This is a genomic window from Lactobacillus sp. ESL0680 (genome assembly GCF_029392855.1).
Classification (GTDB): Bacteria; Bacillota; Bacilli; order Lactobacillales; family Lactobacillaceae; genus Lactobacillus.
Genome location: NZ_CP113945.1, coordinates 1,667,689 through 1,685,111 on the forward strand (window position 1 = coordinate 1,667,689; position 17,423 = coordinate 1,685,111).

A 17,423-nucleotide genomic window follows, 5' to 3' on the forward strand; every position below is an offset into this window, starting at 1 on the left:
TTAAATAAAACTATCCGTTACTTCCAGCCAAACCATAATTGACTAAGGAAGCCGGAGAAAATCAAGAAACTAAAACAAACAACGTTAAATGTTAGAAAAATTGCAAACCATTTTGTAAATTTGTTCGACGGAATTTGTCCTTTATGTTTCTTTTTAAATCTAATCCAATAATCGTTAATAATAATTGCCGTTGCGTGGAATGCACCATAAACAATGTAGTACCACGTTAAGCCGTGCCAAAAGCCCATAATTAAGAATAATAGGAAGTATGACACTTGTGACAGTCTAATGCGATTTTTAAACAGCTTCTTCTTCATTGCAAAGAAGGTAAACCGCATATAAATGTAATCACGGAACCAGAACGACAGCGTCATGTGCCAGCGATTCCAGAATTCCTTGATATTTTGCGAAATAAACGGCTTATTAAAGTTCATTGGTGTATGAATTCCCATAAAGTAGGAAATCGCTACAGCAAACAATGAGTACCCGGCAAAGTCAAAGAACAAGTACATACTGTAGCAGTACATATAAGCAACTAGCCACCAGGAAAGCTTTAACCCACCAGCAGCATTACCGGCAATTAATGCCGATTTACTGATAATCGGCAGCCAATACGTCCCGAAAAACCAGCCTAAAACAAACTTGTAAAGGAACCCTTGGAACAAATAGCAGACAGCATGTGCTAAATCATCGACATATTGCTCACGCTTTGGTGCGATATCACATTCTTTAGCAAACCTGCGGTAACGATCAATTGGACCTGACGAAATCGTCGGGAAGAACAATAGAAAACGCAGGTATGTCCCAAACTTGACTTCTTTAATTGCACCATCGCGAATTTCCATAATGACTTGTACGGTCTTAAAGGTAATATAAGAAATACCTAAGAATGCAAGCACACCGGGAATTTTAGCCTTCGGAAATGCCGTTTGAATTTTCACTAGTGCCAGTGGAACAATTGCCAGAATTACCGCTAAATAAAAGACCCACGTCTTATTTTTGCCAACCTTGCGATAATGCAAATAACCATAAGTCAGCAGTAATTCAAACACTAGATAAATCAGTAGGCTAACACCTTGTTGCCACTTAGTACCATCAAAAATCAGGAACAGAAAAACTAACGAGAAGATAACCTCATAAGTTTTCAGTCGGTGACCATAATACAAGCTGACAATCATCGGTAATAAACCAATAATCAAATAAATAAAATACTGCGGATTCCCATAAGGCTGTAAGTTAATGAAGTTCACTACTCATTAACCTCCTTAATTACAGCTTTAATGTCTACCTTACCATTTTGTGAAACCGGCAATTTTTCCCGGTAAACAAAACGTTGGGGAATCATATATGGCATTAAGCCAGCAGCTAAATCATCTCTAATTGCCTTGGTGATTTCTGCTTCTGAATATTGCTCTTTAACGCCATCTTTTAACTCGATTTCGGCAACAATCTGCTTAACCGTGTGATCCTTATTGTATTTTGGTGCAGCAACACCGTGGTCAACGAACTTATTTTTGCCAAGATAATGGTTAATTTCTTCAAGCTCAATTCTATAGCCGTTGAACTTAATTTGAAAATCAATTCGGCCACGGTAAAACAGCATATCCCCATCAAAGAAACCTTCATCTCCAGAACGGTGACTCATGTACTTATCAGCAGGATCCTTGAAGAAACCCTTAGCCGTTTTTTCAGGATTATTCATATATCCCTTGGAAACACTCGGCCCTTCGATGACAATCTCGCCTTCATCTGGTTCATCGCCCTTAGACTTATCAATCGTAATCCGCGTATCTTCCTTAACCTTACCAATTGGCAAACGATCATACTTAGCTAGCACATCGTCAGTAATTTCAACTTGCGTAACGGCAACTGTTGCTTCAGTTGGACCATAAGTGTTGAAAATTTTACTATTCGGAAACTTTTTGCGCAACATTGCTACTTCAGTATGTGGCAATTCCTCGCCGCAAAATAGGAAGTGCGTTAAATCTGGATGGTGCGCGCCATCAAATGTCTTGTCTAAGAAACACATTTGTGCAAACGAAGGCGTTGATACCCAAACGTTAAATTGCAATTTAGGCATTGTCATAAATAATTGGGCAAAGTTTTGGGTTACATCATGCGGCAAGACAACCAGTTTACCTGCACCAACAAGTGCTGGATACAGACTCATGACAGAAAGATCGAATGAGTATGGTGCTTGAACCAAAAAGCTTGGATGTTCAGGCAACGCAAAGTCATTCATTTCCCAATTAACAAAGCTCAACAAGTTATCATGACTAATTTGAACTCCCTTTGGTTTACCACTGGTTCCAGAAGTAAAGATAATGTAGAAATTATCATCACCTTCAACAAAGTTAGCTGGATCAATAGTAAACTCGCCATCTTCAACATCACTTGGATGAATAACTTGTAATTGAGCTAGATCAATTATCGGCAAATCATCAATTGCCAAGACAACTTGCGCTTCTGATACTTCCTGAATCATCACTAATCGTTCCGCATTAGAATAACTGGCAATTGGAATATAAGCATGTCCTGACTTAACACAGCCTAAAAAGCTGGCAACCATTTCAAATGTTTGTCCGCCCCAGATCATAATTGGACTATGTTCTGGGATATTCATACTCGCAATTTTGTGTGCCCACGCATTAGAGCGCCGCATCAGATCGCCATAGGTATTAGTTTGACCGAGATAATCATAAGCAATCCGGTCTGGATCAGCTGCTGCAATCTCGTCAATTTTCTTAATTATGTCTTTAATCATATTAGTAACACCACCTTAAAATTCGTCGTAAATAAAGTGAACCGAAGTAAGGCCGCTATATTGATACAAATAGATTAACGCTAGCAAAATAGCGCAGTAAATAATTGTTGTCAGAACAAACTTCCCTATTCGTTTGCCCCGAGAATCAATTTTCTCTTTTTTATCCATATATCTCCCTCAATAACAATAAATATACTAACAACCATATTACTACATTTGGCAGTCAGCCCCATCTTAGCCTAGTAGATTTTACTAAATTTAAATATTTTTCGCCGTATACCGATCACTCATTCAACTTGCGGCAGTTTCGGTAAGCAAAACACAGTGGAATCAGGATGATTAACGAAATAAATATCAGAGCAAATACCAGTAAAAATACCATATTGCGCAATTTTCCCCATTTTGCGCTGTTTGCAGTTGTTAAAAGAAATATCGCAAACACAACAGTAATAATTAATTCTGCTAAAATTAGGCCGGTATAACTTCCCAGGCCAAAATTACTGGCAAGCTGCCAGAGGTAAAGCCACGCTGAAGCCGGCAGTAAGCATAACCACCCCGCAAAGCGTAACCAAAAAATGATTTTTTTATGATAATTCTTTTGTTCCATTTCTTTCCTTAATTGCCTATCAGGCAGTAATCTAACATCAAAATCAGTCTAATTATAACAAGCATCAAGCTGGCAAACAATTTTTTAATAATTAAAAAAATGTTCTATTTTTTAAATTCGTCACACTTTTTTCATATTTACCAGTTATACTAAAAGAGTAATAAACAAGGATTAAAAGCCTCGTATATTACAACTCAACTTTTTTGTTTTTCATTCATACTCCTCCAAGTATAAATAATGAACAAACCGAAATGACTTATAAGTCAATTTCATATCTATCCCTTTCGACTCACGTGTGTTGCGTGAGTTTTTCTTTTGCCTTTAAAAGTTCTAAAGGAATTCTTTACTATTTCATAAGATTTTTGCCACGCTAACTTCATAATTTATGTTTATTATTTAAACTGTAGCAAGCAAGTAAGAAAGCCTGTTACATACTCCCACTTTTTTATTTCATTCATTCTTACTCCTTCAAAGTAGATGAAAACTAACAGGCTCGCAATTTGCGAGCCTTTTCCCTTATATAGACGAAAGGCCTATTTATGTTCTCACCCGCAATCAAGCATTTAATTCAAGAAAAATCTGGTGCATTTCTTATTCCTGCATCAAGAGTTGCCTTTGTTTTAGATGATAATCCGCTCTACCATGCGTTTTTAATTTTAACACGAGTCAAATATTCTAAAATTCCTGTTTTAGATAGTCAGAATCACGTTGTTGGTCTTCTCAGTTTAGCAATGATTACCGATAAAATGATGAGGACCGATGAAATATCGCTTGAGCCACTATCAGAATTAAAAGTTCGCGACGTAATGCAAACGGATTTTGACAAAATCAACTTTACACAAACTACTCTAGAAGTGCAGCTGCATTTATTAGTTGATAATGCATTCTTGCCCGTTATTGACGATCATGACGTTTTTCAAGGTCTCTTAACAAGGCGCAAATGGATCAAAGCATTTAATTACATTGTTCACAATTTCGATGAAAAATATACTGTAACTCCAAAAATAAATTGCTAATTCTAACTAATATCCTTAAAATAATTCAAATTATTTTAAGGATATTTACTTTTTATATTCACTTTTTAATAAATTGTACTATAATAAATTTAAGCAAGATAAATTTGTATTTTTGCCGTGTATAAGCCGTTTTAATTAATTTTCTGTTAATTGATTAATAATATATAACTGTTATTTTTAGATATAATAAGTTGCATTTGATCGGTGAAAGAGAAAAGATCACTAATTAAATAACAACTAGTGTAAAAACAGAATAGGATGATGTTTACGATGCCAAATAAAACGGACACAAACAACCTAACTAGTTTAATCAATGCAATTATTAGGGAAAATTCATATCCTCGCGGCGCTGAATTATCAGTACAGGAAAGAGAAGCATTAATTTTCAAGCTTAAGAGATTAAACAATACTTCCGATAACTTTGATGAAATTTTACGAATCATCAATGCCTTTTATAAAGATAGAATTGCCCGGCGGTTAAAGTCACTTGATGTTAATTCTTCCTTAATTTTTGAAATGTTGCAACATGAAGTAGTTTCAGCTACTAGACTCCATGCCCTTTTGCTGGATTTGGCTAAGCAGGAACATTTTTCAGCTGAAGGCGTTAAAAAAATTAATCATTATTTTGCCGAAACAAATGATTACGGTGATAATTCTGATTATATTACGATGTCTTCACTCGACGTAATTGATGCAATCAGACGGGCAAAATTAGGATACTTAAAATCTACTTCTCAAATATCCCAGTGCACCCAAGAGACGCATGTTCATTGTGCTTCAAAATCTACTAATAAAAAGCAGCAAAGTAATAAAATTATCAGATTAAGTGACTATTAGATTAGGCAAGAGATAACTACTCTTGCTTTTTTATTTCCCGGGAAATATTTTTTAAATCTTTGACTAGCTATAGTGACGTTTTAATTAGTGTTAGAATAAAGCTCATACAAACATTTTATTAGTGGAGGATTATATTAATGAATTTAAAACGACAATGGAAATTTATCCTTGTACTTGTTGCTGGTGTAATTGGTCTTATCTGCCAATTCGTTTTAAAAACAAAAAGTTTATTTCAGATCGGTACTTTACAATTTCCTATTCAAACAATTTTAATCGATATTATTGGGATCATGATGGCAATTTTCTTATTAAAGGAAATTGTTAATGACTTCCAGACTGGTCGTTATGGTGTCGATATTCTCGCTGTAATTGCAGTTGTTTCAACCATTTTAATTGGTGACCAATGGGCCGAATGGATGATTTTAGTGATGATGACTGGTGGTGAAACCCTTGAAGATTATGCCACTGGTCAAGCAGATAAGGAACTACGTTCCCTATTAAGTAATTCCCCAAGTATTGCTAATAAAATTGTCAATGACAAACTTGTTTCGATTGATGTTGACCAGTTAAAACTTGATGATCACGTTTTAATTAAACCCGGTGAACAAGTTCCTGTTGACGGCAAGGTAATCAAAGGAACATCCAGTTTTGACCAATCTTCATTAACTGGTGAATCTGTTCCGGTTGATAAACAGCCCGGAGACGAACTAATGTCAGGATCAATCAATGGTAGTGACGCTGTCGAAATGATTGTTACCAAAAAGGCCAGCGATTCCGAATACCAAACAATCGTCTCCTTAGTTAAATCTTCACAGGCCCAACCAGCAAAATTTGTTAAAATGGCAGATCGTTATGCCGTGCCATTTACTGTTATCTCCTTAATTATTGGAATTGCAGCTTGGGTTCATTCGGGCAATCCGGTTAACTTCGCCGAAGTTATGGTTGTTGCCTCTCCTTGTCCATTATTAATCGCGGCGCCAGTTGCCCTAGTTTCCGGCATGAGTTCAATGTCCAAGAATCATATTATTGTTAAGTCAGGTCCAACTCTCGAAAAATTGGCTACGGCTAAGACTTTTGCCTTCGACAAAACTGGTACTTTAACAGAAAACCAATTGGTTATTGACGCAATCGTTCCTTCTCCCGATAGCAAACTTGATAAGGAAACTCTTCAAAGCTATGCTGCTAGTGTCGAACAACAATCAAGTCATATTATTGCTAATTCTTTGGTTGACGTCACAAACAAGCGGCTTTTGAAGCCTGCTACTAATATTAAAGAAACAACCGGTGAAGGAATCAGCGGCGAAGTTGAAAAGCACAACATTAAAGTCGGTAAATTAAGTTATGTTGCCCCTAATGAAAAAATTAACGCTGTTAACTCTACTGCTGTTTATGTTTCAATTGATAACCAATATGCTGGCTACATTACTTTCAAGGATCAGTTACGACCAGAAAGTGCCGCAACAGTTGCCCGCTTAAAGCGGCAAGGCGGTGAACATATCATGATGTTAACCGGTGACCATCAAGATGTTGCCGATAAGATCGGTAATGAAGTAGGTGTTGATGACATTCGCTCTGAGCTTTTGCCAGCACAAAAAATCCAGGCAATCAAAGAGGTCCCAGAAGAAAATCGCCCAGTTGTAATGACCGGTGATGGTGTTAATGATGCCCCTAGTCTAACCGCTGCCGATGTCGGTATTGCCATGGGTGCTAAAGGTGCATCAGCTGCTAGCGAAAGTGCCGATGCAGTTATTATGGTCAACGATTTATCTAAAGTTAACGATGCTGTTGCCATTTCTAAACATACAATGAAAGTAGCAAACGTTGATGTTTTGACGGCCATCAGTATTGTTATCATTATTGAATTAATCGCCTTCACAGGTGTAATACCTGCATTCTGGGGAGCTATCCTGCAGGAATGCGTCGACATGATTTCTATTAGTTTGGCATTGCTGGCCAAAACCAAACCGAAAAATCCTAAACAAACAGGTTTAGTTGCAGATAAATAAATTTTAAGTTACACTCTTGTTTAATTAAATACTTTTAGTGGTTGGAGTTTTATTACCAAAATAAAAACTTTCAAGATTTGCTCTTTTGGGTCAAAGAGCTGCTTGAAAGTTTTTTTGTTTATTCTAAAGAAAGGGATACTATGACTTTTTTGGGAGAATTAATTTTAATCTTATTTAGTTCAATCATCCTCGGACAAATATTTACACGGTTAAAGATGCCAACAGTTATCGGACAGCTGATTTCGGGAATTTTACTTGGACCCGCCCTACTTAACTGGGTCAAGCCAAGTGATTTAATCAGTCTTTTTTCACAATTCGGGATAATTTTATTAATGTTCTTAGCTGGATTAGAAAGTGATCTTGGCCTGCTTAAAAAATATTTCAAACTAAGTTTTACCATTGCTGCAATTGGCGTAATTTTGCCGATTACATTTATTGGACTGGCTAGCTATTTATTCGGCATGTCGATACTGGAAGCAATTTTTATTGGCATTGTTTTTTCTGCAACTAGTGTCTCGATTTCTGTAGTCGTCTTGCAAGAACAAGGTCAGTTGCACAGCCGCGCTGGAACAGCAATTCTGGGTGCTGCCATTGTCGACGATATCTTAGCCGTAATTGTGCTTAGCATTTTCACAGCATTCAGTCATTCAGGAAAAAACAGCGGTCCGACTACTAATCTTTTCTTAAATTTTGCCTTGGAAATTGGCTACTTTGGCTTTATCTGGCTAATCTATCGACTGACACCAAAATTAATGCAGCTTGCAAGCAAGATGACAGTTAATCATGCAAGCGACATTGCCGCACTAATTCTTGTTTTAACCCTAGCTTGGAGCGCTAATTATGTGGGGTTATCAGATGTTATCGGTGCTTTCTTTGGCGGCCTTGCTCTTAGACAAACTCCACAACACCAAAAAATCGAACACTCTATTGATACCATTGGTTACGCCGTTTTTATTCCTGTCTTTTTCGCCAATATTGGCTTAGCAATCACCTTTAGCAGTTTTAAGCAGGACTTAGGCTTCATCTGTGTGCTAACTATTTTGGCAATTATTTCTAAATTTTGGGCGGGAAAATACAGCAGTGAACTTTTTGGTTTCAATAAAAATGAAGGCAATATTGTAGGCGCAGGTATGATTTCCCGGGGTGAAGTAGCCTTAATTGTTGCCCAGCTTGGTCAAAGCAGCCATCTGTTTCCGCAGAATATTTATTCCAGCCTAATTATCGCAGTTGTTATCACTACAATTTTATCGCCATTTATTTTAAATCACTTCATTAAAAGTGAAACACTGTTTAACAGATAAGGCAGCGAGTTATACAACATATGCGTTAGAATCGAATACCGCAAATCCTTAGTTGTCATGTAAACCCAGGCTAAAATGCAGCCCAAGACCCAATAAATAATAATAAATTTGGTAATGCTCGGGTCGTGCATGTAGGCAAAGACAAAGCCGCTGCAAACAATTCCCAACCACTTATTTATCCTAGTTTCTTTCATAAAAAAGGTATTGAAAAACAGACCCCGAAAAATTGTTTCCTCACAAATTGGCGCAATTATGCAAACCATCGGGATGAATAATCCTCCTGCTTGCAGTGAAATTTTGTCTAGCGTCGCCTGATTAGCTGACGTACTTTTCGTCATTCCTAATAAAATTTGTAATGAATACGCGCACACCACAATTAAAATTAGGCCTACTAACATAATTAACAGACGCCGAACATCCCAATGCGGCGACTGATTAAACTGCCACTCATTCGCTGTTTTCAACTGACTTTGGTACAAATAAAAAATAAAAGCCACTACCAAAACAGTTGCAACTACTGTCAAAACAATGAGTATTGCATAATTAATATGCAACATTTTTTCTAATTGGTATGGTAAAAAGTAAAAGCACTCCAAGATTTGATAACTGGCAAATGCCAAAATAATACCGGCAATATTGCCCAACCAATTAAACAATTTTTTCATAATCATCAGCCTTTATTCTCTATGACTTTTCTAAATGTATTCATTATAATAGATTTAACTCATAAAATCTAAAATGGAGAAATATGATGCACTTTTTTCAAATTTTCAGTTCAAATCAGCCATTTACCTACCTAACAATTTTATTGTTATTCACATTGATTGTCTTTTTAACAGCATGGCTTAAAGAACCACGGCGGCTCTTTAATGGTATTTTATTTACCATCTTCATTTTAATGCTTGGAATTTGGTTTACCGTGCTAATCCTCGCAACTAATTTACAAATTCTAATTAATATTTATATTGTTGTGCTGGCACTTTTGGTAACCGTCATTGTTTTAATGGCCGCCTTTTCTTGGCTTTTCTTTTTATGGAATGCTTACTTTGTTTGGCAGCGTGAAAGCCACACCTTGCCTAATCTGCTAACCCTTTTTATTGGTCTTGCCTTAATTATCGTTTGGGGAGTTGTTCTGCTAGGACCATTTAAAGCCGCGCCGGATTGGCTAAAAGCCTTGCTATATGCCACACCTGCCGTTGTATTGTATCTCCTACTGGTTGCTTACAATTTTCTAGTTAATCTAGCCCTTTATCAGCTGGTACCACGGCAATATAACCAAGACTATCTCATTGTTTTAGGCGCGGGATTATATAATGGCGAAACAGTTAGCCCACTGCTTGCCAGTCGCATTAACCGAGCTATTCAATTTGCACAAAAGCAAGTCGCCAAGGGACACAAAATGCCCAAACTGATTATGTCTGGTGGCCAAGGCAAAGATGAAAAAATTTCTGAAGCTCAGGCAATGAAAGAATATGCCCTTGCCCGTGGAATTGCGCCAAGCAACATTCTCTGTGAGGACAAATCCAAAAACACCTATCAGAACATGCTCTTTTCAGCCAAAGTAGCGGCTAAGGATTATGGCAGTAACGATTATCGGGCTAAATTTTTCAGTAACAATTACCATATTTTTCGTGCTTCTCTTTTTGCTCGGGCTGCAGGACTAAATGCCAACGGCGTGGGCTCATACACTAGATTTTACTTCTTGCCTAATGCCATTGTCCGTGAATTTGCCGGGATACTAGTAATGAATAAAAAGCGACACTTGATTATGATCGCGTTAATTTTAGCAGTGTTTATTCTACTAGCACTTCTTACTGCCATGGGACTTGTTAAAATTTAAATTGACGAGTAATATTTATTACTGATTATTTTTAATATATATATTAACCCTAAGCTTTTAGCCTAGATTCATTTTTTTATCAATGTTACACTAGTTTTTATTATTACTTTATTTAAGAAAAGGATAGTAGTATGCTGCAATTAAAAGATTTACGTAAATCCTACCATGTAGGTGATACTGTCACACATGCACTTGACGATGTTTCGATTTCATTTCGCGATCAAGAATTTGTCGCCATTTTAGGTCCAAGTGGTTCTGGTAAAACAACCATGTTGAACGTCATCGGCGGACTTGACCGTTATGACTCCGGTGACCTGATTATCAACGGCAAGTCAACCAAGAATTTTAAAGAAACAGACTGGGATGCATACCGGAACAACTCTGTTGGGTTCGTTTTTCAAAATTATAATTTAATCTCACACTTATCAATTATTGCCAACGTTGAACTGGGCATGAATTTATCAGGTGTGCCAACTAACGAACGCCACAAGCGGGCAATTGAGGCTTTAACAGAAGTTGGTCTGAAGGAACATATTAATAAGAAGCCTAACCAATTATCCGGCGGGCAAATGCAACGTGTAGCAATTGCCCGGGCCTTAGCCAACGATCCCGATATTTTGCTCTGTGACGAGCCGACTGGAGCTCTCGATACCGAAACTTCTGAGCAAATCATGCAGTTAATTAAGCGCGTTTCTAAAGACCGGCTAGTTATCATGGTTACCCACAACCCAGAACTAGCTAAAGAATATGCTTCCAGAATTGTTAATTTCCAAGACGGTAAGATTCTTGACGACTCTGATCCTTATGAGCCTAAAGATGAGCAGGACACTTTCAAGCTTAAACGCACCAAAATGTCTTATTGGAACGCAATTAAATTGAGTTTTACCAATATTATGACCAAAAAAGGCCGGACTACATTGACCGCCTTTGCTTCAAGTATCGGTATCATTTCAATCGCAATTGTTTTGGCGCTGTCAAATGGTTTTCAAAAGCAAATCGACACTACAATGAGCAAGGCGCTGGCTAAATATCCTGTTTCAATTAGTCAAACGGCAACTAATGCCTCAAGCACTAAAGACGACGATTCTGATAAAAACGTCAAGAACCGCGGCTATATTACTGCCAAAGAAAGTGAACTGCAATCGTCCACACACCAAAACAAGATCACGCCCCAATATATTGACTACGTCAAAAAAATAAATCCAGACTACGCCAATAATATTTCTTACCAACGCGGCGTTAATTTGAATTTATTAGCCAAAGACGGTAGTAAAATCAAACGCGTTAAGTTCTCTACGATTGCCACTAGCGCCACCAGCGCACAAGAAACTGCCTTGGCAGAAGTTCAGGAAAGCAGCGGCTTCGGCTCTGCAGTCTTCCCAACAACTCTTAAATCTGGTAAGACCTCATTCTTGAAGGACAATTACCAATTACTTAATGGTTCTTGGCCAAAGAAGGCAACTGACCTAATCCTAGTAACCGACAATAAAGACACCGTCAACATCAATGTCTTTAAGAACTTGGGCTTCAAAATTAAAAATGGCGACAAATTGCCATTTAAGAAGCTGATTGGCAAAAAGTACAAAATTATTAACAACGATGATTACTACCAAAAGTTGCCAACAGGAATGTTCATTCCGCAAAAAGCTGACGCTTCAATGTACAACAAGAGTAAAACAACATTGCGGGTTGTCGGAATTATCCGGCCGAAAAACAAAGACTCACTGTCCCTGCTTTCTCCCGGAATTACCTACAGCGACCAGTTAACCCAAGACATCATCAAAGCAAATGAAAATTCTGCCATTGTTAAGGCCCAAAAGAAATCTAACCAAAACGTGATGACTGGACAAAACATGAGCTCAACTGAAAAGAAGCAAATGATGCAAACCATCGGTGGCTCTACTTTGCCAATGGGTATCATGATTTATCCAAATAACTTTGATTCCAAAGACAAGGTTTTAGATTATCTCGACAAGTGGAATAAGGGTAAGAGCAAGAAGAATAAGATTATTTATACCGATATGTCTAGTGCCGTTACCTCAATGACTGGTGGTCTGCTCAGCGGAATTACCACGGTTCTTGTTGCCTTTGCCGCAATTTCACTAGTCACTTCAATGATTATGATCGGAATTTTAACTTACACTTCTGTTCTTGAGCGAACTAAAGAAATTGGTGTTCTTAAGGCTTTAGGAGCCCGTAAGAAGGATATTACACGTGTATTTGATGCCGAAACATTTATTTTAGGAATTTTCTCAGGAGTCTTGGGAATTGCGATTGCCTACCTACTGACCATTCCAATTAACAGCATCCTTTATAACATCACCGACTTAACAAATGTAGCGCAGCTTAACCCAATGCATGCATTAATCCTAATCATTATTTCAACGATTTTGACTTTACTTGGTGGTCATCTCCCTGCACGAATGGCAGCTAAGAAAGACGCCGCAATTGCATTAAGAAGTGAATAATTTTAGCAATTTAAAGTTCTGTTTCATGTGTAACATTGAGCAGAGCTTTTTTGCTAGACAATTTTAACTAACAGGTGAAAACAATGAACGAACAAGAAAAAGCACAACTGCAACGCTATTTAGATCAAAATGGTTTCGTTAAAACTTGGCCCGGAAAAGCCAATAAACGCCAGTTGATTTTGAAATACCTGGCTAGCAAATTTGAAATTAATCATGAATATTCAGAACCAGACGTCAATCTAATTCTTCGCAAATATGTCGACGACTATGTCACTCGCAGACGTGACTTGGTTGAAGCACATTTGTTAGAGCGAACAGATGACGGCAGTAGTTATTGGCTTAATTCAGAAAAATAAATTAATTTTTGTTCCTTTTTAGATTGACGAATTGGCATATACCAATTTATAATTAGTTTATCAGTATAGGAGGAGCAACTATGAAAATAATTACAACAAAAGACACTATCCAAGGCAGTGTTGAAGCTTTCAAAATTTTTAAAGATGAAATTGCAAATGGTGCTAAAGTACTCGGTCTTGCTACTGGTTCTACTCCAGTAACTTTATACCAGGAACTGACAGCAAGTAGCCTTGATACCAGTAACTTAATCAGTATCAACTTGGACGAATATGTCGGCCTAACTCCTGATAACGACCAAAGTTACCACTACTTCATGCAAAAACATCTCTTTGACAAAAAGCCATTTAAAAAGACTTATCTTCCTGATGGCATTAAGGCTATTGATGACCCAGAAGGTGCTGCAGCTGATTACAACAAGATCATTGCCGAAAACCCAATCGACATCCAACTTTTAGGAATTGGTCAAAACGGTCACATTGCTTTTAATGAACCTGGAACCCCATTTGATTCAATTACTCATGAAGTAAAATTGACCGCTAACACAATCAAAGCAAATTCTCGGTTTTTCGCTAATATTGATGATGTTCCCAAATCTGCTATTTGCATGGGAATTGCTAACATTATGTCAGCCAAAAAAATCATACTGCTGGCTTTTGGCGACAGCAAAGCCAAAGCAATCAAGGCAATGATTTCGGGTCCTGTCACAGAAGATGTACCCGCATCGGTTTTGCAACGACACCCTAACGTTACCGTGATTGTTGACCAAGCTGCTGCAAGTGAACTAACTAAATAACCCATTTTAAAAAGCGCTGTAATTAATTCAGCGCTTTTTATGTATTTATCTATATCAAAATAAAATAATATACTTATTGGTGCATATTATTAACTAACAAAATAATCAAGGTTTATGATAAGTTTATATACACAAAGGATGTGATCGATTGAAACGCAGCAAAAAATGGCTATCAATCTTATGCCTAATACTCATTTTACCTTTGCCAGCCTATCTTTTATGGCAAAATAGCGGCTTCTGGCAAAAATATTTACAGCTAAAATTACCACCAATCGGTAAGCTTAATCCCATCTTTACTTGGTACTTAATTGCCGTTAGTGCCATTATGGTTGTTAGTTTAATTATTAGCTTATTAATTTTGCTTTTTTGGCCAACACAACGGAGTTTTAATTTAATTCCTAAACAAAGTGGACAAGTAAAAGTCACCAGTAAAGCCGTCAACGGCTTTATCTTGAGCTCGTTAAATGACCTCCCCTACTTAAACAATGCCAAAGTTGATTCCAAATTGACTAAACGTCATATCAAAATCACGGTCAGTGGTGATCTTGGAGCTGGTGAAAACGTAGCTAATTTGCTTGAAGATTACCTTCAAAAAGTAAAAGTCGACCTCAAGCAACTATTAGGAATTGAACAGAAACCCAAAATTAGAATTAAATTTACTAACTACCATAACGGCGAAGTGCCCGAGAAGCGCGTTCAGTAAAGGAGGCTAAAATGAAAGAAATTTTGCAGAATCACCTTCCAGAAATAAGTGGCGCTACAATTGGGCTGCTTTTAGCATTTTGCTTTTTGTGGCTAGGCTTTTTTAAAACAATTTTTGTAATTGTAATGCTAATTTGCGGTTTAATAGCCGGACACTTTTGGCCGCTACTAAAAAAGCTAATGAACAAGTAATTTATCAAGGAGATTTTTAATATGACACAAACAAATTCAAATCAAGAAATTAAGGGCGAGTTAAAATATGATTCTAAAGTGATTCAAAAAATCATCGGTATTGCCTTATCAGGCATCAAAGGACTATTAACTGTCGACGGCGGCTTCTTCTCCAATTTAACTGATAAAATTGTTAATAATAATGACGTTACAACCGGCGTCAACGTCGAAGTTGGCAAGACACAAGTTGCCGTTGATATTGATATTGTTGCAGAATATGGCGTACAAATTACTAAATTATACGACCAAATCAAAGAAAGAATTTACAATAAAGTCAAAGAAATGACTGGTCTTGATACTGTCGAAGTTAACGTCACTGTTGTTGACATTAAAACTCAGGAACAACATCAAAAAGATTCTGTCAGTCTGCAAGATCGGATAACAGGCGCAAATAAAACGACTAAAGACAAGCATGATAATCAAAAAGATAACCATAAAACAGAAGACAACGACAAAAAAGACAGAGTAAAATAATTTTCCTTACCTTTCAAATAAAAATGGCAGTGAACTAATTCACTGCCATTTTTATTTCCCGGGAAATATCTATTCAATTATGATAGTGCAACAATTCTCTGCTTGCCCTTTCAAAATGATTTCACCATAATTTATTTATCAAATATGGAGGAAAGAAAAATGAAATTTGGTGAACACTTAAAGCAAGCGCGAATTACGCGCCATTTAACTCAAGAAGAAGTTGCTGAAGACTTCTTCGTCAGCAGGCAGACCATTTCTAGTTGGGAAAACGAAAAGACTTACCCTGACATGTCTAGTCTAATTAAATTAAGTGACTACTACCAAATTTCTCTTGATACCTTATTAAAGGAGGATTCAGGCATGCGTGAATATTTAGAAAAAAAGAATGTTGCCCAAGAATTAAAAAATATCAAAAAATATTTAGAGTTGATCGATTCAATAATATTAATTGTTTGTTTAGCCAAGATGCTTGATGTTATTAAACTTCATGGCTTCTTCTTGCTGCTAATATTAATTCAAATTCCTTTAGTAAAGGCTATTAGACATATCAATGATTTTAATAACTTAAACAATTTAGGGATCGAATCAAAGTATCACCAATTCTTTAAAAAACATGGTTGGCTAGAATATCTTATTTTTATAATAATACCTTTAATGCAATTAGGTGCTAACTTATTACATGATCCCAAATCAGACCATCTAATAGATATAATTGGTGCAATTATGGAGATACTGATACTTTGGTTGTTTGCTTACATATTCAACAAAAAGCACAATTATTAATATTTAGAAGCGAGATTAATCATGGTTTCAGAATTAACTATTAAAAAATGGCATTTTTGCCAAACCTTAATACAATCAATTATTTTATTAGCAGTTCTTATTTTAGAACTAGTCAAGCAGCATTTTTCCTTAGCAAACAAAGCCTTGACATCATGGATACTCATCCTAATTTTAGCAATTCTTAGCTGCCTACAATTTACATTATTAAAAAAGAAACAAAATCCCCATCGTCGACTAGTCCAATTTAATTATTACTGGGAGAGCTTCAGTATTACATTATCGCTCCAGCTCACATTGTATTTAATAATCATAATCTTAAATAAATATCATATCCTAACTAATACTTTTTGGATTGCATTGGCTACCCTGTATTCACTTATCATGTATATTCCAATGGCTAAACTAGCACTAAGCAAAATCAAAAGTACTTGGGGACGAATTTTATTTCCAGCCTCTATTATGTTTTCACTTTTGCTCTCTGCACCAGATACCTTTACATATACTAAAAAAATTGCAGATTGGTTAATAATTCTTAATACTTCCGGATTCAGCGGCGGAATAATTTTTGTCATCATTATGTTAATCGCGATGCACAATTGGGGATTTCAGGTGCCAAATTGGCGCATTAGTAAACGAGCCTCTAAAGCAATTATTGGAATTATTCTGTTATTCATCATTGTTAAGTGCCTATTTAATGGCTTCAATGCTAGTGAATCCTGGACAAGTATTTTAACCTCATGGGACTTCCACCTAGCAAAGTCGATAACAATTCCTATTTTCGATTCTATTAAAGCCGGGTTTGCCGAAGAATGGCTAATGCGCTTTTGTGTTTTAAATTTATTACTACGATATTTTAAAAACTATCACAATCAAATTCTCTGGGCCGTTTTAAGTGATGGGCTAATTTTTGGCTTATTACATTCAACAAACTTTCTTAACCAATCTGCTTCTGCCACCTTGCAGCAAATGCTGGGCGCTTGTTGTGCTGGCTTTGTTTTTGCGGCAATCTATTTATACTCTGACTCGATCTTAATCAGTATGGGTTATCACGCCCTATACGATACTGCAATGGCAATCACAGCAGGTTCACTAACAATGACTTCACCTTCTGCTTTCGATTGGCAAGAAACTATTCTATTAGCAATCATTGATATTATTTTTGCTTACTTTTTAATTTCCGGCTCACGAAAAGATACAATTGAGTATAATTTAAGATGTAGAAAATTATGACTTTATGAGGTTGA

General features: G+C 36.7%; 18 protein-coding genes and 1 other annotated feature. Of the genes, 13 read left to right on the forward strand and 5 right to left on the reverse strand.

Annotated elements, in window-relative coordinates:
* Positions 1-17: 17 nt before the first annotated feature.
* The 4 genes from dltB to OZX58_RS08000 all read right to left on the reverse strand — a co-directional run bounded on the left by dltB (position 18) and on the right by OZX58_RS08000 (position 3,371).
* On the reverse strand, positions 18-1,250 hold the full coding sequence (gene dltB / locus OZX58_RS07985; protein WP_277140947.1) for a D-alanyl-lipoteichoic acid biosynthesis protein DltB: 1,233 nt from the start codon (positions 1,248-1,250) through the stop codon (positions 18-20).
* Positions 1,250-2,764: a D-alanine--poly(phosphoribitol) ligase subunit DltA gene (gene dltA / locus OZX58_RS07990; RefSeq protein WP_277140948.1), complete on the reverse strand. Its 1,515-nt coding sequence runs from the start codon at positions 2,762-2,764 to the stop codon at positions 1,250-1,252. The genes dltB and dltA overlap by 1 nt, the downstream gene beginning before the upstream one ends.
* Before the next feature lie 15 nt (positions 2,765-2,779).
* Entirely contained in the window at positions 2,780-2,932 is a 153-nt protein-coding gene (locus tag OZX58_RS07995) for a teichoic acid D-Ala incorporation-associated protein DltX (protein WP_277130095.1), read from the reverse strand.
* A 115-nt stretch (positions 2,933-3,047) separates the two neighbouring features.
* Positions 3,048-3,371, reverse strand: a complete 324-nt coding sequence (locus OZX58_RS08000) for a hypothetical protein (protein ID WP_277130093.1) — start codon at positions 3,369-3,371, stop codon at positions 3,048-3,050.
* A 539-nt stretch (positions 3,372-3,910) separates the two neighbouring features.
* Between OZX58_RS08000 and cbpB the strand changes: the two genes are divergently transcribed.
* From cbpB to OZX58_RS08020, 4 genes are all read left to right on the forward strand, one after another.
* Positions 3,911-4,387, forward strand: a complete 477-nt coding sequence (gene cbpB / locus OZX58_RS08005) for a cyclic-di-AMP-binding protein CbpB (RefSeq protein ID WP_277140949.1) — start codon at positions 3,911-3,913, stop codon at positions 4,385-4,387.
* Between the two features lie 270 nt (positions 4,388-4,657).
* Positions 4,658-5,224, forward strand: coding sequence for a hypothetical protein (locus OZX58_RS08010; protein WP_277140950.1), 567 nt, complete (start codon positions 4,658-4,660; stop codon positions 5,222-5,224).
* Positions 5,225-5,361: 137 nt separating this feature from the next.
* Entirely contained in the window at positions 5,362-7,230 is a 1,869-nt protein-coding gene (locus OZX58_RS08015) for a heavy metal translocating P-type ATPase (protein WP_277140951.1), read from the forward strand.
* A gap of 39 nt (positions 7,231-7,269) precedes the next feature.
* Positions 7,270-7,329 (forward strand) — a sequence feature (sodium ion sensor (DUF1646 type); this cis-regulatory element may regulate processes involved in with the transportation of sodium ions).
* 41 nt (positions 7,330-7,370) lie between these two features.
* Complete coding sequence (locus OZX58_RS08020) at positions 7,371-8,531, forward strand: cation:proton antiporter (protein WP_277140952.1); 1,161 nt, start codon at positions 7,371-7,373, stop codon at positions 8,529-8,531.
* Here the strand turns inward: OZX58_RS08020 and OZX58_RS08025 are convergent.
* Entirely contained in the window at positions 8,495-9,196 is a 702-nt protein-coding gene (locus OZX58_RS08025) for a CPBP family intramembrane glutamic endopeptidase (protein WP_277141789.1), read from the reverse strand. The genes OZX58_RS08020 and OZX58_RS08025 overlap by 37 nt on opposite strands.
* A gap of 83 nt (positions 9,197-9,279) precedes the next feature.
* On the opposite strand from OZX58_RS08025, the gene OZX58_RS08030 reads away from it, so the two are divergent.
* The 9 genes from OZX58_RS08030 to OZX58_RS08070 all read left to right on the forward strand — a co-directional run bounded on the left by OZX58_RS08030 (position 9,280) and on the right by OZX58_RS08070 (position 17,409).
* Positions 9,280-10,371, forward strand: coding sequence for a YdcF family protein (locus OZX58_RS08030; protein WP_277140953.1), 1,092 nt, complete (start codon positions 9,280-9,282; stop codon positions 10,369-10,371).
* Between the two features lie 131 nt (positions 10,372-10,502).
* On the forward strand, positions 10,503-12,839 hold the full coding sequence (locus OZX58_RS08035; protein WP_277140954.1) for an ABC transporter ATP-binding protein/permease: 2,337 nt from the start codon (positions 10,503-10,505) through the stop codon (positions 12,837-12,839).
* 83 nt (positions 12,840-12,922) lie between these two features.
* Positions 12,923-13,195: a DUF2087 domain-containing protein gene (locus OZX58_RS08040; RefSeq protein ID WP_277140955.1), complete on the forward strand. Its 273-nt coding sequence runs from the start codon at positions 12,923-12,925 to the stop codon at positions 13,193-13,195.
* Positions 13,196-13,275: 80 nt separating this feature from the next.
* On the forward strand, positions 13,276-13,989 hold the full coding sequence (locus tag OZX58_RS08045) for a glucosamine-6-phosphate deaminase (protein WP_277140956.1): 714 nt from the start codon (positions 13,276-13,278) through the stop codon (positions 13,987-13,989).
* A 148-nt stretch (positions 13,990-14,137) separates the two neighbouring features.
* The gene (gene amaP, locus OZX58_RS08050; RefSeq protein WP_277140957.1) at positions 14,138-14,692 is read left to right on the forward strand and encodes an alkaline shock response membrane anchor protein AmaP; all 555 of its coding nucleotides are present in this window, start codon (positions 14,138-14,140) and stop codon (positions 14,690-14,692) included.
* 11 nt (positions 14,693-14,703) lie between these two features.
* On the forward strand, positions 14,704-14,883 hold the full coding sequence (locus tag OZX58_RS08055; RefSeq protein WP_277130070.1) for a DUF2273 domain-containing protein: 180 nt from the start codon (positions 14,704-14,706) through the stop codon (positions 14,881-14,883).
* A gap of 21 nt (positions 14,884-14,904) precedes the next feature.
* Entirely contained in the window at positions 14,905-15,396 is a 492-nt protein-coding gene (locus OZX58_RS08060) for an Asp23/Gls24 family envelope stress response protein (protein WP_277140958.1), read from the forward strand.
* A gap of 159 nt (positions 15,397-15,555) precedes the next feature.
* Positions 15,556-16,179, forward strand: a complete 624-nt coding sequence (locus tag OZX58_RS08065; RefSeq protein ID WP_277140959.1) for a helix-turn-helix transcriptional regulator — start codon at positions 15,556-15,558, stop codon at positions 16,177-16,179.
* 21 nt (positions 16,180-16,200) lie between these two features.
* A complete protein-coding gene (locus tag OZX58_RS08070) occupies positions 16,201-17,409 on the forward strand; it encodes a CPBP family intramembrane glutamic endopeptidase (RefSeq protein WP_277140960.1) in 1,209 nt (402 codons plus the stop codon).
* The last annotated feature ends 14 nt before the right edge of the window (positions 17,410-17,423 follow it).